General features: G+C 48.0%; 12 protein-coding genes. All 12 read left to right on the forward strand.

Annotation, left to right across the window (positions count from 1 at the left end; translation table 11 throughout):
• Positions 1–56: 56 nt before the first annotated feature.
• A complete protein-coding gene (locus ACR32F_RS15035; RefSeq protein WP_440119481.1) occupies positions 57–2,954 on the forward strand; it encodes an extracellular solute-binding protein in 2,898 nt (965 codons plus the stop codon).
• 58 nt (positions 2,955–3,012) lie between these two features.
• The gene (locus ACR32F_RS15040; RefSeq protein ID WP_440119869.1) at positions 3,013–3,930 is read left to right on the forward strand and encodes a carbohydrate ABC transporter permease; all 918 of its coding nucleotides are present in this window, start codon (positions 3,013–3,015) and stop codon (positions 3,928–3,930) included.
• Positions 3,931–3,932: 2 nt separating this feature from the next.
• A complete protein-coding gene (locus ACR32F_RS15045; protein ID WP_440119482.1) occupies positions 3,933–4,808 on the forward strand; it encodes a carbohydrate ABC transporter permease in 876 nt (291 codons plus the stop codon).
• Between the two features lie 15 nt (positions 4,809–4,823).
• The gene (locus tag ACR32F_RS15050) at positions 4,824–6,287 is read left to right on the forward strand and encodes a hypothetical protein (protein ID WP_440119871.1); all 1,464 of its coding nucleotides are present in this window, start codon (positions 4,824–4,826) and stop codon (positions 6,285–6,287) included.
• The gene (locus ACR32F_RS15055) at positions 6,271–6,906 is read left to right on the forward strand and encodes a Yip1 family protein (RefSeq protein ID WP_440119484.1); all 636 of its coding nucleotides are present in this window, start codon (positions 6,271–6,273) and stop codon (positions 6,904–6,906) included. Before ACR32F_RS15050 ends, ACR32F_RS15055 begins: the two co-directional genes overlap by 17 nt.
• 15 nt (positions 6,907–6,921) lie before the next feature.
• Positions 6,922–9,492, forward strand: a complete 2,571-nt coding sequence (locus ACR32F_RS15060) for a DUF5696 domain-containing protein (protein ID WP_440119485.1) — start codon at positions 6,922–6,924, stop codon at positions 9,490–9,492.
• The gene (locus ACR32F_RS15065; RefSeq protein WP_440119872.1) at positions 9,489–10,391 is read left to right on the forward strand and encodes a carbohydrate ABC transporter permease; all 903 of its coding nucleotides are present in this window, start codon (positions 9,489–9,491) and stop codon (positions 10,389–10,391) included. Before ACR32F_RS15060 ends, ACR32F_RS15065 begins: the two co-directional genes overlap by 4 nt.
• 15 nt (positions 10,392–10,406) lie before the next feature.
• Positions 10,407–11,351, forward strand: a complete 945-nt coding sequence (locus ACR32F_RS15070; protein ID WP_440119486.1) for a carbohydrate ABC transporter permease — start codon at positions 10,407–10,409, stop codon at positions 11,349–11,351.
• A gap of 103 nt (positions 11,352–11,454) precedes the next feature.
• On the forward strand, positions 11,455–13,155 hold the full coding sequence (locus tag ACR32F_RS15075) for an RICIN domain-containing protein (protein WP_440119487.1): 1,701 nt from the start codon (positions 11,455–11,457) through the stop codon (positions 13,153–13,155).
• Positions 13,156–13,378: 223 nt separating this feature from the next.
• Entirely contained in the window at positions 13,379–15,700 is a 2,322-nt protein-coding gene (locus tag ACR32F_RS15080) for a helix-turn-helix domain-containing protein (RefSeq protein WP_440119488.1), read from the forward strand.
• Between the two features lie 173 nt (positions 15,701–15,873).
• A complete protein-coding gene (locus tag ACR32F_RS15085; protein WP_440119489.1) occupies positions 15,874–16,845 on the forward strand; it encodes an ABC transporter permease in 972 nt (323 codons plus the stop codon).
• Between the two features lie 25 nt (positions 16,846–16,870).
• Complete coding sequence (locus ACR32F_RS15090; RefSeq protein WP_440119491.1) at positions 16,871–17,782, forward strand: carbohydrate ABC transporter permease; 912 nt, start codon at positions 16,871–16,873, stop codon at positions 17,780–17,782.
• Positions 17,783–17,784 lie beyond the last annotated feature (2 nt).

Below are 17,784 nucleotides of genomic sequence, written 5' to 3' on the forward strand. Positions count from 1 at the left end.
ATTTCAATCCATAACATTCATACTCCACGGCAGAAGGAAGGGGGACGTATTCGAACATGCGGTCACGAAATAAAAAGGCACTGATCCTGCTGCTGGCCATGGTGATGATTCTCTCATTATGGAGCATTTACTTTACAAGGGATCGTGGTCCCAGCATCGTTCAGGCACGCGAGGATTTCGAAGCGGTATCCGGTACAGAAGACTCTCGCAGCTATGAGCATTACCTCTCCGTTCATGCTGATGCAGACAAGCCGGAGCAGACCATACGGATTGAGGGAGAGTCATTCACCCAGGCTGTGAACGGGGAGTTCGAGATCGTCAATGCGTATGCCGGTTTGGACGGGAAAGCCGTCATCACTCCGGAATCCGGCACAATCAATTGGGAGGTGCCTGTTCAAACCAGCGGGTTATACCAGTTGCGAATACATTATTATCCTGTTACAGGCAAAAGCTCAGGGATTGAACGGCAGCTGGAGCTGAATGGAGAGGTTCCGTTCAGAGGAGCCGATGTGCTGTTATTTGACAGGGTATGGGGGAATCGCGATGACAGTGTTCGCAGGGACGATCGCGGGAACGACCTCAGGCCACGACAGGTTGAGCAACCAGTCTGGCAGCTTGCCTCTTTTAAGGACAGTGCTGGTTACTTCGAAGAGCCATACCAATTTTATTTTGAAAAGGGAAAACAGAAACTGTCACTGACTTCGCTGCGCGAAAGCATGGCGATCGATTATATCGAGCTATATCGGGAAGAGAGCATTCCAGCCTACGCAGAGCTTCAGGCTACTTATGAAGCAGCAGGTCTGAAGCCAGCTGATCCTGTCATGATCAAGGTACAGGGGGAGCAGGCCATGAGTAAATCCTCGCCAACCCTTGCCCCCATCTCCGATCGCTCAAGCCCGTCTCTTGAACCGTATGATGTATCCAAAATCCGTGTCAACGCTATCGGGGGCACCAACTGGAAGCTTCCTGGTGAATGGATCGAATGGGATGTGGATGTACCGGAGGACGGTTTGTACCAAATTGCGCTCAAAGTGAAGCAGGATCAGCTTCGCGGCGTGTATGCCACACGAAGTCTGACGATCGATGGCAAAATTCCTTTTGAAGAAATGAAGCGCATTCGATTCAACTACAGCCCTGATTGGCAGACACGGGTGCTGGGCACGAGTGAGAGTGAGCCTTACCTGTTTCATTTGGAGAAAGGAACTCACCGTTTGCGTATGACAGTTACGCTGGGGGATATCGCTCCACTGCTGCGTACAGTGGAATCAAGCGTGCTGGAGTTGAACGAGATGTATCGCAAAATTCTGATGATTACCTCCAATAAACCGGACCCTATGAGGGATTATCAGCTGGAAACTCGCATTCCAGAGATGGTTGAGGTATTCAAGCAGCAGGCAGACATTCTTCGATCGGTTGCTGACTACCTGGAGAAGGCGACAGGTGAACAGAGCGACAAGGTAGCCATTCTCCATGCCATGGTACTTCAGCTAGAGGACATGGCGGCAAGACCGGAAACCGTGCCCAAACGTCTGGATACCTTTAAGATCAACGTTGGCGGGTTAGGCACATGGATTCTATCCGTACGTGAACAGCCTATCTCACTGGATTACGTCCTGGTATCCTCACCGGATCAGAAGATGCCGAAGGCAGAGGCTACCATGCTTAAGCAGATGAAACATGAAATGGGAGCTTATGTCGCTTCTTATACGGAGGATTACGACAGCATCGGAAACGTTGAGAAAAATAAGGATTCCATTACGGTATGGATTACAACGGGACGTGATCAGGCACAGGTTCTGAAAGGTCTGATTGATGATTCCTTTACGCCGGAAACCGATATATCCGTTCAGTTGCGTCTCGTTCCGCCCAATATCCTGCTGCCTGCAACGCTTGCCGGGGAAGGACCGGACGTTGCCATGCAGATGGGCGAAGATATTCCCGTTAATTACGCCATGCGGAATGCATCGGCGGATCTGAGTAAATTCCCGGATTTTGAACAGGTTGCGAGCAGATTTCGCGCAAGCGGGCTGACGCCATACCAATTCAACAACGGGGTGTATGCCCTTCCGGAGCAGCAGCATTTTCCAATGTTGTTTTATCGAAAGGATATTCTGAATGAGCTTGGCCTGGAACCGCCAAAAACGTGGCAGGATGTGTATAATGCCATTTCGGTGCTGCAAAAGCACAACATGGAGTTCTACCTGCCCATTGAGGATACGACGAACAATGCCAATATGGTACCCAACGCTACCTTTGCCATGTTGCTCTATCAGAACGATGGCGAATTTTATTCGGCAGATCAGAAGGAAAGCGCGCTGAATTCGGAGATTTCCATGGACGCATTCAAGCGTTGGACTCAATTTTATACCAATTACAAATTCCCTCTCAAAGCTGATTTTCCAAACCGCTTCCGTACCGGGGAGATGCCGATTGGCATTGCGGATTACACCACCTACAACATGCTGACGGTCATGGCACCGGAAATTCGCAACCTTTGGGATTTCACAATCGTTCCCGGCACGCAGCTGGAGGACGGGTCCATAAGGCATGAGGTGGCAAGTGCCACGAGTGCGGTCATGATGCTGGAAAACGCCAAGAACAAGGAAGCTGCCTGGGAGTTCATGAAGTGGTGGACCGACAAGCAGACTCAGATCGATTATGGCAGAGAGATGGAAGGGCTGATGGGAGCCGCGGCGCGTTACCCGACTGCCAATATTGAAGCGCTGGAGCAGCTGCCATGGCCAGTTAAGGATTATCAAAACCTGAAGAAACAGTGGGAGTGGGTAGAAGGCATTCCTCAGGTTCCCGGCGGATACTTTACGGGCCGGCATCTGGACAACGCATTCCGCAAGGTGGTCAATGCCAATGAGAATCCGCGTGAAGCCTTGGCTGATTATGTCCTATACATTGATGATGAAATCGAGCTCAAGCGAAAGGAATTCAATCTGAAGTAGAGAGAAGGGAGGGTAACGGTTGCACGCAGAAACCACCAAGTCATCCACTGCTCCTGCCATCAACACTAGGCAGAGCAGCTGGTGGTCCCTTTTGAAAAGGGATTTATACCGAAGCAGGCACTATTATGTGCTGATGGCACCGTTTATGCTGATCTTTTTCATGTTTACTGTCATTCCGGTTGGCATCTCGCTGGGGCTCAGCTTTTTTCACTTCAACATGCTGGAGCTGCCCCGATTTGTCGGCTGGCAAAATTATTCACGGCTGTTCCTGAACGATGATGTTTTTTTGATTGCACTTAAAAATACGCTGCTGTTTGCCGTTATTACGGGGCCTGTCAGCTATATTGCCTGTTTTTTGTTTGCATGGATTATCAATGAGCTGTCACCCAAAATCCGTGCAATCATGACACTTGTGTTTTATGCACCTTCCATTTCAGGAAACGTTTTTTTCATCTGGCTAATCGTTTTCTCGGGAGACAGCTACGGATACATGAACGGTTTTCTGATGCGCCTCGGCGTTATTCTTGAACCAATTCAATGGTTGTCGAATGAGAAGTACGTGCTGGCCATTGTCATCCTTGTACAACTGTGGCTCAGTCTTGGCACGAGCTTCCTTGCCTTCATTGCCGGACTTCAGACCATCGATCGTTCCCTAGTCGAAGCGGGTACGGTGGACGGAATCAAAAACCGCTGGCAGGAGCTTTGGTATATTACCTTGCCTTCTATGAGACCGCAGTTGATGTTTGGTGCGGTCATGCAGATTACAGCCTCGTTTGCCGTGGCCGAAATCTCCATTGCGCTGGCTGGTTTCCCGAGCGTTAACTATGCAGCACATACCGTTGTAACCCATTTGATGGACTTTGGAACCATTCGGTTCGAGATGGGCTATGCGTCGGCGATCGCAACCGTTTTGTTCGCCCTGATGCTGGGAACGAATGTTCTGACACAAAAAATGCTTAGAAAGATAGGTGAATGACAATGACCAGCAAGGTACGTGCCGTTTTCGGCATGCCGAGAAGACTCAATCGGTCATTTACCGTCAGTCTGATGTTGTTTGCACTGCTTGGTCTGTTCGGGTCATTTATGGTATTGCCGCTGATCTATACGGTCAACAATGCCTTCAAACCTCTGGATGAGCTGTTTATTTTTCCGCCGCGTTTCTGGGTGAACAATCCGACGATGGAAAATTTTGCGGATCTGATCAATCTGATGGGCAACTCCTGGGTTCCTTTATCCAGATACATTGCCAATACACTATTGATTACGCTACTGGGAACGGCAGGTCATATCCTTCTCGCTTCCGCAGCGGCTTATCCGTTGGCGAAATACAGATTTCCCGGTTCAAATGTGCTGTTTACGATCGTCATCCTGTCGCTGATGTTCTCACCACATGTAACGGCAATTCCGAACTACATGGTGATGTCCTGGCTTGGATGGATCAACACACATGCGTCCATCATTGTGCCTTCTCTCGCATTCTCTCTAGGTCTGTTCCTGATGAAACAATTCATGGAGCAGATTCCCGATGCGCTGCTGGAGGCAGCCAAAATCGACGGGGCGAACGAATACCGTATATTTTGGAGCATCGTAATGCCCAACGTGAAGCCCGCTTGGCTTACGCTCATGATTTTGCAATTTCCAGCATTATGGGGAACAGACGGTGGAAGTTTCATTTACAGTGAAAACCTGAAAACGCTGCATTATGCGCTCAGTCAGATTATCCAGGGTGGTATCGCCCGGGCAGGTGTTGGTGCTGCGGTAGCACTGCTGCTCATGATCGTGCCCATTACCCTGTTTATCATCTCCCAGAGCAGTGTCATGCAGACGATGGCAACTTCCGGTATGAAAGAGTAGAAGGGGGGCAGCAACATATTGAACAGCGTGTGGAAAAAATGCGGATGGCTCACCCTGGGCCTTGCCTGCCTCCTATGCTTGGGAAACGCAGCGTCAACGGCTTTCGCCGACGGTCAGACGAATGCGTACAATTATTCCTACTGGGGAGATGCGGTTCGTTCTCCTGCCGCATATGAGGCGACGGGAATTGTTACGGGCAAGGAACTGGATATTGGTACATTCAAAGAACCGAACGATATGCACGTCACTGCTGATAAGCGGGTGTATGTGCTGGATTCGGGCAACAGCCGTATTGTTGAGCTGAATCCAGAGATGAAGCTGACAAGGGTTATCGATTCTTTTAATCATGATGGAACGAAAGACAAGTTCAAACTTCCACAGGGATTATATGTATCGGATAACGGGCAACTGCTCATAGCGGATACGGGTAACCAGCGGGTTGTGCATCTGGATAAGCAAGGTCAACTGATCAAAATTGTGGAACAGCCACAATCCGAGCTGCTGAAGCCAGACTTTCAGTTCAAGCCACTGCGTGTTGTTATGGATAAAGGCGAGCGGATCTATGTCATGGCCGAAGGGGTATTCGATGGCTTCATGGAGTTTAATTCCGATGGAACCTTTGCTTCGTTCATTGGAGCCAACCGAGTCCAGGTTGACCCGGTGGAGTATTTGTGGAAACGGTTCGCAACTCGTCAGCAGCGTAGCCAGATGGTCATGTTCACACCCACCGAGTTCACCAATATGGACATTGACGGAGAGGGCTTCATTTATGCAACGAGTGGAGACAAGACCGGATTACCGATCAAAAAACTGAATGCACAGGGCTTGGACATTTTGAGAAGAGAAGGATATTATCCACCCCAGGGTGATTTGCTGTACAGCAATGAGAAGGGACCTTCACGTCTAATTGATGTCGACGTTGGAGACAGTGATATGTATTCTGTGCTGGATGCCAATATGGGACGCATCTTCACCTATAACGGAGATGGTTATCTGCTGCACATGTTCGGAGGTATCGGGAATCGGCTAGGACAATTCAATACCCCTATTGCTCTGGAACGTGTGGGGGATCGTATGCTTGTGCTGGACAAAGCGCTCGGAGAAATCACCGTTTTTCAAACCACTGAATATGGACGTACGCTTCATGAGGCCGTACAAAGTTATTTCAATGGGGATGAAAAGGGTTCTGCAGCGAACTTTGCCAAAGCAGCAGATATGAATGCCAATCTCGAATATGCCTACGCAGGCATCGGAAAAGCGCTCTTGCGTCAGAAGGATTATGAGCAATCTGCGCAATACTTTAAGCGAAGCATGGAAAGAGAAGGGTATTCCAAAGCGTTTCTCCTGTATCGAAAAGAACTGCTCCGCGAGCATTTTTCATGGATCATGTCTGGACTGCTACTAGTCACTGTCATGCTGGTGATTGCATTTATGGTTCGCAGACAGAGAAGGGGGAACACACATGCAGGCATCAAGTAGGCAGCTGATCCAATATCCGTTTCATCTCATTTTCCATCCATTTGACGGGTATTGGGAGCTGAAATATGAACGAAATCAGAGAACAACACTGATGATCGCATGGATCATTCTTGCAGTGCTGATGCTGACAACGATTCTTCAGGCTCAATACAGCGGTTTCTTGGTCAATTTCAACAATCCGAAACAACTGAACAGTCTGATGGAAATGGTCTACGTTATTGTCCCGGTGCTGTTCTGGTGCACAGCGAACTGGTCGTTAACCACACTTATGGACGGAGAGGGCAAATTTTCAGAAATCTTCATGTCCACCTGTTTCGCATTGGTTCCGCTAATTCTGATACAGTTTCCATTGATCTGGCTAAGTCTGATCATGTCCGGTCAGGAAACCGCCTTTTATTATTTCTTTAACATGGCTGCCACGGGCTGGACGGTATACCTGTTATTTGTTGGCAATATGACGGTGCATCAATACTCACCCGCCAAAACGGTGCTGACCATGCTTTTGACGCTGGTTGCCATGGCATTCATGGCCTTTCTCTGCCTGCTGTTCTTCAGTCTGGTGCAGCAGATTGTGTCCTTTGCAGCCACCATCTATCAGGAACTTGTACTTCGGGGCTAAGGAAGGAGAATGGAGATGAACTATGACGTGGCCAAAAAAATGATCGTGATCTTGCTCGTATTCGGCCTGTTTCTTGGCGGGTGCCAGTCCGGTTCTGCGCCTGTAACCAAGATGTCGGCAAATGCAGATGAGCAAGCCGAAGTACCTGTGCTGCCACCTGGAGAGAAGCTGGCATCGTCTTTCAGTGATGCCCGTCTCCCGGATATGCTCGGACTCGCTCAGAATGATGAGATGCAGCTGCTCATCCAGGAGGATACAGCCGAAATCGCGGTGGTTCACAAGCGAAGCGGGCAGGTCTGGCGCAGCAATCCTGAGGAGCGGAATCTGGATGCGCTTGCGGCAGGAATTAACAAGGACCTGCTGTCAGCGCAGGCCAAGCTCACCTTTTATAACAGTTTGGGACAGAGTAACTCGGTCAATTCCTATACCGATAGTGTGGCTCATCAGCAGATAAGCTACGAATCATTGCCAAACGGCGTTCGGGTGAATTACCAGTTTGGAACCGATGAGAGCTCAATCGATGATCTGCCTGTAAAAATCAGCAAAGAGCGCTTCGAGCAGAAGCTGCTTGCGTCTCTCGACAAGGCTGGGCAGCGGGCTTTGAAAATTGGATATGCACAGGATAAGAATGAAGATGTTTATGTTCGGAACGACAAGGCGATGCAGGGGCTTCAGCTAACGCGTGCTCTGAAGGCTTTTGAGACAGCTGGATACACATCTGAGGACCTTGAACTGGACAATGCCGAGCACGGCGTTGAACAGGATACAAGTGGCCCCCGAATGTTCATGGTTTCCATCGAATACGAGCTGGACGGGGAATCCTTGGTTGTACGTGTTCCAGCAGCAGGCATCCATTTTCCAGAGCAATATCCGATTAACAGCATTTCTGTGCTGGATTACTTCGGGGCAGGTGCAGCGGATCAAGAGGGTTCACTGTTTGTACCTGACGGCTCAGGAGCGCTCATTCATTTCAATAATGGAAAGGTTCAATACCCTTCCTATCAGCAGGACGTATATGGACCCGATCTAACGATGAAGCTTCGGGAAGTAGATTCCTCTGAGGAAAGAGCCAGGCTGCCGGTATTCGGTCTCATTCGTGAGGGCGGCGCATTTCTTGGCATCATTGAGGAGGGTGCAGCAGCGGCCGTTGTGAATGCAGATATCAGCGGAAAGTTGAATAGCTACAACAATGTGTATCCAAGCTTTTACGTTGTAAACAAGAGCGATATAACACTTCAGGCCAGCGACATGGTACGGACACTTCCCAAGTTTCAGAAGAAGCCGACCGCATCCGATTTTGTCGTTCGTTATGCCTTTGCTGGGGAAGAGAACGCTTCCTACTCCGGGCTGGCTTCCTTGTATCGTGACTACTTAATCAAGACGAATGGCCTTCCTGCGAAGCAAACGGCTGAGGCAGACAAAGACATTCCGTTTTACTTGAAGCTTATCGGCGGAATGACGACAAAGAAACATATTTTGGGCATACCATACGACTCCACCCAAGCGTTGACCACCTTTGATGAAGCTCGGCAAATCTTGTCGACTCTCAAGGAAAAACAAGTATCCAACATTCAGGTTCGGTACGCGGGATGGTTCAACGGGGGACTTCAACACCAGATGCCTGATTCCATCAAAGTGGATGGAGCGGTTGGTGGACAAAAAGGTATGCAAGCGTTCAGCGACTACGCCCGTGAGGCGGGCATTGGTTTTTATCCCGATGTTGCTGTGCTAAATGTACATTCCAAGAAAGGGTTCAGTCCTTCCAAGGAGGCTTCACGTACACTGACGCAGGAACCGGCACTTCTGTATCCCATGGACCCGGCAAGATTGCGGCGTGACCGTGAGCGACTCCCGTCCTATATCCTGTCTCCACATATGCTGGGTGATGTGACTCAAGACATGTTGAAAGCACTGCAACCCTTTGAGCCGGGTGGATTGTCGCTTCGTGATCTCGCTGAGCAGCTGAACAGTGACATGAATCCGAAAAAACTGCTGGATCGCACAGGAGCACAAGCCGCAGCCACCGAAACCCTGAAACAGATTGCACAGCAAGGTATACCGGTTGTCGCTGAAGGAGGGAACGCTTATGCCCTGCCATATGTGACAGGTCTGACGGATGCACCCATGTCCAGCAGTCGCTTCAAATTGGAAGATGAAGAAATCCCGTTCTTCCAACTGGTGACACATGGGGGAATCAGCTATACAGGAGCTGCCTACAATCTGTCAACGTATACCGATGCGAGACAATACGTGTTAAAACTCGTGGAGTACGGTGCAAGTCCTTATTTCACTTGGTTTAACGCACCTAATCATGTTGTTAAGGAAACGGACTACGACAATCTGTATGCTGCCCATTATGAGCAGTGGATGGATCTGGCAGCCGAAATGTATCAAGAGGTCAATCAGGCCAATCGTCCATTCACAGGATCTCACATGGTATCCCACGAGAAGCTTGCTGAAGGAGTGTTCCAAACGAGTTATGAAAACGGCGGCTTCGCGATAGTGAATTATAATGACTTCCCGGTACAGGCAGCAGGTCAGACTGTGGAAGCCAAAAGTTATGTGACAGGTGGTGAGCAACTCTGAAAGCGCTATTGAGAGGGAAGTGGGGACGTCGAACCTATGCCCAGCAGAAGGCGGCTTGGGGAGTCATCTATGTACTTCCCTGGCTTATCGGGTTTGTGCTATTTTTCTTTGTTCCGCTGCTGGCTTCTCTGCGTTACAGTTTGAGCTCCATCCAGGCAAACGCAGAGGGCATATCCATCCAGTTCACAGGTCTTGCCAACTACATCCAGGCTTTGACGGTAAATACCAGCTTCAACCGAGCGCTTATTGAATCCATTACGGATGTTTTAGTCAATGTGCCGTTGATCGTTATCTTTAGTTTGTTTCTTGCGGTTATTCTCAATCAGAAGTTCCCAGGTCGGGCGATCGCACGGTCCATCTTTTTCCTTCCGGTCATTCTGGCATCGGGGGTCATTATGTCACTGGAAAGCACAAGCCTGATCGAGGCTGTAAATCAGAGCAGTACCGGCGGCAGTGCCTTGGGCACATTTGAGCTGGAAAGCCTGATGCTGGACGCCGGGCTGAGTGAGTGGGTTGTGACGTATCTGAGTGGGGCTGTAGACCGCATTTATCAGATCGTTAGTCAATCGGGTGTCCAAATTCTGATCTTCCTGGCTGGCATCCAGACCATATCACCCCAACTGTACGAGGCATCCAAAATGGAAGGAGCTACCGGGTATGAAGCCTTCTGGAAAATTACATTTCCGATGGTCAGCCCGCTTATTTTTGTCAACGTCATCTATACCATTGTTGATTCGTTTGCCAACAATGCCATGACAACACTTATTCGGGATACGGGTTTTGTCAAATTCGATTTTGGATTAAGCTCAGCCATGGCGTGGGTGTATTTCGTGGCCATTGCCTTAATTTTGGTGTTTGTATCACTCATTTTCTCCAAACGTGTCTTCTATCAAGATTAAAAGGGGGTGTTCGGATTGATGATCTCCAGGCTGTTGTCACTTGAGCAGTGGAAAAGCTGGCTATGGTCCATCGTGCGATTCACGCTGATTACCGGACTATCCTTTGTGATTCTGTTTCCCATATTTCAGAAAATATCAACGTCCATCAAGCATAAGAGTGATTTGTATTCAGCAGTTGTGGTCTGGATTCCACAGAATTTCTCCCTCGACAATTTCCGAGAGGCTATTCGTGTTATGGATTACTGGGCAACGCTATTTAACACTTTTGCGTTGTCTGCAACAACGACCATTTTGACAACGCTTTCCTGTGCACTCGCTGGATACGGGTTTGCCCGTTTGAAATTCAAAGGCAGCAATCTGTTATTCGCCGGAGTCATCCTGACGATTCTGGTTCCACCCACCACGATTCTGATTCCGGTGTACCTGAATCTAAAGAGCTTCGATCTCATGGGATTGATGACACTCATTTTTGGCAAACCCGTGAATTTGCTGAATACGTACTGGCCGTTTATCCTGACCGCCATTACAGCGAATTCGCTAAAAGCAGGTTTGTATATTTTCATCTTCCGCCAGTTTTTCAGAGGTATTCCTAAGGAGGTAGAGGAAGCAGCTTACGTCGATGGTGCAGGCATCAGCCGTACATTTGCACGCATTATGCTGCCTAACGCTATTCCGTCAATCGTTACGGTGCTTCTCTTTTCCTTTGTGTGGCAGTGGAATGACAGCTTTTATACGACAACGTATCTGACATCGAGCAAAGTCATGTCAACCCAGTTGTCTTCCCTTCCGTACAATCTGGCCCAGCAGGTAAGCGATGGGGCATCCAAAGCCGATCCTTTCTATCTGAGCATGATTCAGGATACGGGGATTTTGCTGGCCATCTTGCCTTTGATCATCATTTACCTGTTTGTACAGCGTTATTTCGTTGAAAGTGTAGAACGTACCGGAATCGTTGGATGATGATTCCGATTAAAAGGGGCCGCGAAGGCAGGCCCCAACACCATCCAGTAGAGGAGGTGATGCCGTCTGTTTCACTGCTTTACAAAAAAATACCGGAGGGATTATGTTGAAAAAATTGTTGATTTCATTGAAATTCATGCTCGTTATTGCTTTAATGTTGTCCATTACACCATTCGGACCGGGACGTGCGGAAGCATGGGTCGGTATGCCGATGGACAAGCTTCACGTTAATGGTAAAAATCTGGTGAACAGTAATAACCAGCCTGTCCTGATGAGCGGTTGGCATCAGCCTTCAGGCGCTTACTGGACATACCAGGACAGCAAATATTATCTGAATCTTCATGGCAATAACCGCCATGCTGCCACATTAGCTTATCTGAAAGATATTACGGATACGTTCACAAGTACAAGTCCAAAATACGGAAGCAGCCATGGCTGGAATATGAATCAGATTCGTTTGTTCATCGACCGTGAGGACATGGGAGACGTAGCAGCAGGTACTTACAATTTTGCAGGTTTACAAACGGTAACGCAAAATGTCATTATCCCTTATATCCAATATGCAAAAACAAAAGGTGTCTATGTCACGCTCGGCCTTGACTTCACACTGAAGGATGACCAGGCTACTACTGCAGCCAATCTGCAAAAGTTCAACCAAATTTGGGGGTATCTCGCTGAACGCCCGGAAATCAAAAGTGCAGACAACGTACATTTCGAGCTGATCAACGAGCCGATTAAATCGTATGCCAATGGACACTGGGGTGGCTATAATGGCGAGAACGACTTTGTAGATCACTGGAACGATCTGCGCAATTTCCAGAATTCCATTATCTCTACCATTCGAAGCAAAGGTGCAGATAATGTCATCTGGGCCGCTGGACTTGGTTACAACCAATTCTACAGCCTGACAGCAAGCCATCCTTTGACAGACCCACTGAACAATTACGGTTATGCTGTTCACTGGTATCCAGGGTATGGTGCCTATGACAACTTTTCGATCCTTCAGGATCAGTGGAATACGAATGTAAAGGCTGCGGCCGATAAATATCCAATCAATATCACAGAAGTAACATGGTTTAAAAAGAAAGCAGGCGATTCCGCTTACTGGGATCTGTTCAACGGCAGCAATGAAGGCTTTGGTAACAATACAAAGACCATTTTCAACGCGTCCGGCAATGTCAGTATTGCGGCTCACATGAACGGATTTATTCTGGATGCTGGAGCACGGAGCTCCTTTGCTGACCCTACGGCAGGCCTGAAATGGGACGGCGATGCTTCGCGGAGCGCGATGGGAAGGTTCCTCTTCAATTGGTTTTATGAACGTGCTCAGAACTACCCGAACGGTGGCACGACTCCATCAACCGGTTTGATCTCGGGTGGAACCTATAAGATTGTGGCTAGACATTCGGGCAAGGTGATTGATGTGCCGGGTGGGGTAAATGAGAACAATGTACAGCTTCAGCAATGGTCCGATCTGGGAGGCAATCCTCAAAAGTGGATCCTGAACCAGATCGCTGGTGGGAATTACAGTTTAACAAGCGTAAATTCACCTGATAAGGTACTCGAGGTTAAGAACGGTTCTAGTAACAACGGCGAGGCGGTACAGCTTATGAGTAATTTAAATACCACCGCGCAGCACTTCAAAATTAACGATCTGGGCAATGGATATTGGAGCATTATAAATGTAAACAGCAATAAAGCCGTTGAAGTAACAGGTTCTGCGGCGACAGACGGCGCAAAATTGCAGCAAAATACCTTTACCAATGCTACCAATCAGCAATGGAAGTTTGTCGCTGTAAATTAAAAAAATGTATAAAGGGACCTCCCTAAGCCATTGCGCCTGGGGAGGTTTCTTTTTTTTTTGCAAAGCAGACGTAGCGGTCACTCTCCTTTAAGGATAGTGGGTCTTGTAGCTGGATTTTAAGCATTTGTACCCAAAAGAAGAAGGTGTACCTTCACCATTCACTAATGAAAGGTGTATTATTAAGAAAATCATTATGTAAGCGTTTACTAAAAAGGAGGTACATATGCAGCGCCTATGGTCCAAATTCTCCCCGTTATTTCGCAGATTTATGATTTCTTATCTCATCATTCTCATGATTCCTCAAATTGCCGGATATGCCTCCTATAAAGCATCCATTGAAGCAGCGAGAACAAGCTCCATTGAGAACAGCCTCAAATCGCTCAACCTGGGCAAAGAAATTATTGAACGAAATCTCATGCAGGTCGAGGATTTCACGAGACAGTTGGCAATTAATCAGGATTTATACCGTTTAATAGCCGATCCTAAGCCGCTGGACGCTAATAATGTGTATGGTGTGGGCCGTATGCAACGCAGTCTGTCCATGTATAGCAGTACCAATGATTATTTGTCTCATTTCTTCATTTATATTCCGAACTATAACGTCATTATTACACCTAAGACGGTATACTACCGACCTGAACATTATTACGAAGCCAATCCTTTAGAAGGCATGACGTTCGAAGAATGGAAAGAGAAGATATTGAAAAAGCCGCATTTAAACGAAATTATTCCCCTTCGAAACTACAAACAGGAGATTCGCAGTAATGTGCTTGTGGACGCTCCTGCCATCACGTTTCTTCAGTCGCTTCCATTAAATAGCTTCAACAAACCTCAGGCTACAATCGGTGTCATCATTGATGAAAATCAGATGGCGAGCCTTACTCAACATATTGTGGAGCAATATGGAGGTTGGACAATGGTGACAGACGCCAACGGGAACATCATTTTTTCGCGAGGTATGAATGAAGCCGAGGCGAAACACTTGAAGGACATGCCTGCTGGAAAGGACAATGAAGTGCAGCCTATGGGCGATGGACGTCTGTTAATTTCAATTCGCTCCAATCAAAACGGCTGGAATTACTTGGCTGGCATTCCCGAACATGCGCTTATGGCAAAAGCAGACCAAATCAAGCAGGTTACCTTTACTTTTACGTTAGCAACACTTGGTTTCGGGCTATTGATTGGGCTGTTACTGGCTTATCGAAACAGCGCGCCGATTCATCGGCTTCTGTCCGTGTTCCGAGAACAGGATCTGGGGCTACCTGGAAAGACACGCAACGAATACGATTTTTTGGCAAGTAACATCACCAGCCTCATCACCAATAACCATCTTCTCAAGAATGCATTAAATGAGCAGCTCCCCATGCTGCGGGATGGGTTTATCAAGCGACTGCTGACTGGCGAGTTCTACACGAACCGCGAGTTGGAGGCAATTTCTTCCCAGACAGGTATTTCCCTCCATACCAGCCGGGGTTTTGTAGGAATTCTGAAGGTGGACGGCTATGGCAGTCTGGATAGCGAAGAGATTATTCAAGAACTAAGCGTTGCGAGGCTCATTGTGCGGGAAGCCATGACAACATGGAATGCCGATGTGTTGATAACAGACTGGGGAACGGATCAGATTGCTTTTGTGCAACCGCTTAGTGAAGATTCTTCGGATAAAACCTTGCGTACATGCGAAGCTGAATTGGTCAAACGGATGGATTCGGTGTACCAGGATTACCGCGTATCGACGACCATTGGAATGAGTTCTTCTTATGAAGTATGGAATGACGTTGGCCGTTCGTTCAACGAGGCTAGACAAGCGCTGGAATATGCCATACACATGGGAACGGACCAGCTGGTGAGATTCGAGGACGCCGTGAAGGAAACGGAATTGTACTACTATCCGATTGAGTCGGAACAGCGGCTGCTAAATACACTCAAGGCGGGAGAAATGGAAGAATCCGACCGTAATATTGATCAGTTGTTCAGCCGAAATTTTGTAGAGCGAGAGCTGTCGTATGACATGACACAGCAGTTCATCATGGAATTAAAGGGAACATTTCTGAAGTTGGAACCTAAGATCATGCTGGACGAAGCGCTTGTCGAGCAGTTCAAGAATCGGGTTACGGCCATTCAGGTAACGGACAGTGTTGCTGTACTGCAGGACAAGTTTCATCAACTGGCAAAAGATGTCTGTCGGGACGTACAACGCAAAAAATCCAACATGCATGCCGAAATTGTTAACGAAACGATGGCTTACATTCAGGAACGTTATGCCGATGCGACCTTAACGGTGTACCGGATTGCGGAACAAATGGGCAAACCGGAAAAATATATCTCGCAATTATTCAAAGAGCATACCGGAGAGAACCTTTCCGATTATGTGGAAGTGGTGCGTATCAACAAGGCAGCTGAGCTGCTGCGTGAGAGTCAGCAGACGATTGATGAGATCGCACTGACAACCGGATATAATAGCGCTCATTCGTTCCGAAGAGCCTTCAAACGGGTTCGGGGTATCTTACCTAGTGCATTTCGGCAGATGGATCATCCAATGAAATAAAACGGCTCTAATCCCCAGGCATATCAGGCTTCTCGGCCTTCTTGTACTTGGATCGTACCTCATTGGATAAAGTGTACCTTTACGCAACAGGGGATGCCCTCTTATGATTACGAACAAGAAAGCGCTATCAAAAAAAGAGGGCCTTATTGTCAGATAGGCTACCTACTGGGGGGATGACTCTGAGAACGACAATTTCGAATGGCAAAATGGTTGTGAAACAAGGCAGGCGATCCGCAGTGAAACAGGCCTTGTCCAGGAGTTGGAGGAGGCACTGGCAGCTTTACCTGTTGATTATTCCTCCCGTCGCGTACTTCATCATTTTTAAGTATGTGCCCATGGTTAATGCAGTGCTCGCTTTTAAGGAGTACAACGTGATTAAGGGGATCTGGGGAAGTCCGTGGGTAGGAACCAAATATTTTGAGCTGCTTTTCCAAAACCCCGCGTTTGTTACCCTGATCAAAAACACACTGTATATTTCGTTCTATAGTTTGGTCGTTGGTTTTCCGGTTCCTATATTACTTGCGCTGGCACTGAACGAAGTCAAGAACGCCAGATTCAAGAAAACGGTACAGATGGTGACTTATGCACCTTACTTTATTTCTACGGTAGTTATGGTATCCATCATCATGCTATTCCTTTCCCCACGGCTAGGTATCGTTAACACGATTGCAGGCGCGTTGGGTTTTGAAGCCGTCAATTTTCTGGGAGAGCCTGGCCTGTTCCGGTCCATCTATGTATTTTCTGATGTATGGCAGAGCATGGGGTATTCGGCGGTCATCTATTTGGCAGCACTTGCGGGTATTGATCCTTCACTGTACGAGGCTGCCAAGGTTGACGGGGCTAACCGATTTCAGAAAATGGTGAACATCGATCTGCCCGGCCTTCTGCCAGCGGCAGTCATTATCCTGATCCTGAGTGTGGGCAACATTATGGCGGTTGGCTTCGAGAAAATTTATTTATTGCAAAACCCGCTGAATCTGTCCGCTTCGGAAATCATCTCCACATATGTGTACAAGATGGGATTGCTGAACGCCAATTACAGCTTTGCTACCGCTGTTGGCCTCTTCAATTCGCTAATTAACCTGATTCTGTTGTTAACAGTCAATGCTGCCGCCAAGCGTCTATCCAATACAAGCTTATGGTGATGCGGCAAAAGGGAGGGGTCCATAGATGAGCAAGTTGCAATCCCTTAATCGCGGGAGCACAATCAGAGAATCTTTGGGTGACCGTGTGTTTATAGCTATCATCTACGTCGTTCTGACGTTGGTGCTGATTGCGGTACTTTATCCGCTGATCTATATCGTAAGCTCTTCTCTGAGCAGTCCGACAGCGGTTTCCTCGGGGAAAGTTTGGCTGTGGCCCATTGACTTGACGTTCGACGGTTACAAGTCGGTCTTGCGCAACGAGCAGGTGATTATGGGTTACGCCAATTCGTTGTTTTATACCGCAAGTGGAACGCTAATTAGCGTAGCGCTGACGATTATGATTGCTTATCCACTTTCCAAAAAAACCTTTGTTGGGCGCAGCCCTCTTATGATGTTCATCACGTTCACTATGCTATTCTCCGGCGGACTGATCCCCACCTATCTGGTGGTCAAATCCATGGGACTGATTGATACTCGCTGGGCGTTGCTGATTCCGAATGCCATTTGGGTATGGCAAGTGATCATCGCACGCACCTTTTTTCAGAATTCGATCCCGGAAGAGCTGTCCGAGGCTGCCGATATTGACGGATGCAGCGATATTCGTTTTGTTTTCAGTGTCGTTCTGCCTCTGGCTAAACCCATCGTCGCCGTTCTGTCGCTGATGTATGCCGTGGGGCAGTGGAACGCATATTTTGATGCCCTGATCTATTTGAAATCGCAATCGCTCTATCCGCTTCAGTTAATTCTCCGCAGCATTCTGATTCTGAGCAACGGCACTGGCAACATGGACGCAGGAGAGATGGTGAAACAGCAGCAAATGGCCGAGTTGATGAAGTTTTCACTAATTGTTATGGCCAGCTTGCCTGTACTCATTATTTATCCATTTGTGCAGCGATATTTCGTTCAGGGCATGTTGATTGGCTCCGTCAAGGGTTAGTT

The sequence above is a fragment of the Paenibacillus hebaui genome (assembly GCF_051934385.1).
In the GTDB taxonomy this organism is placed as follows: Bacteria; Bacillota; Bacilli; order Paenibacillales; family Paenibacillaceae; genus Paenibacillus.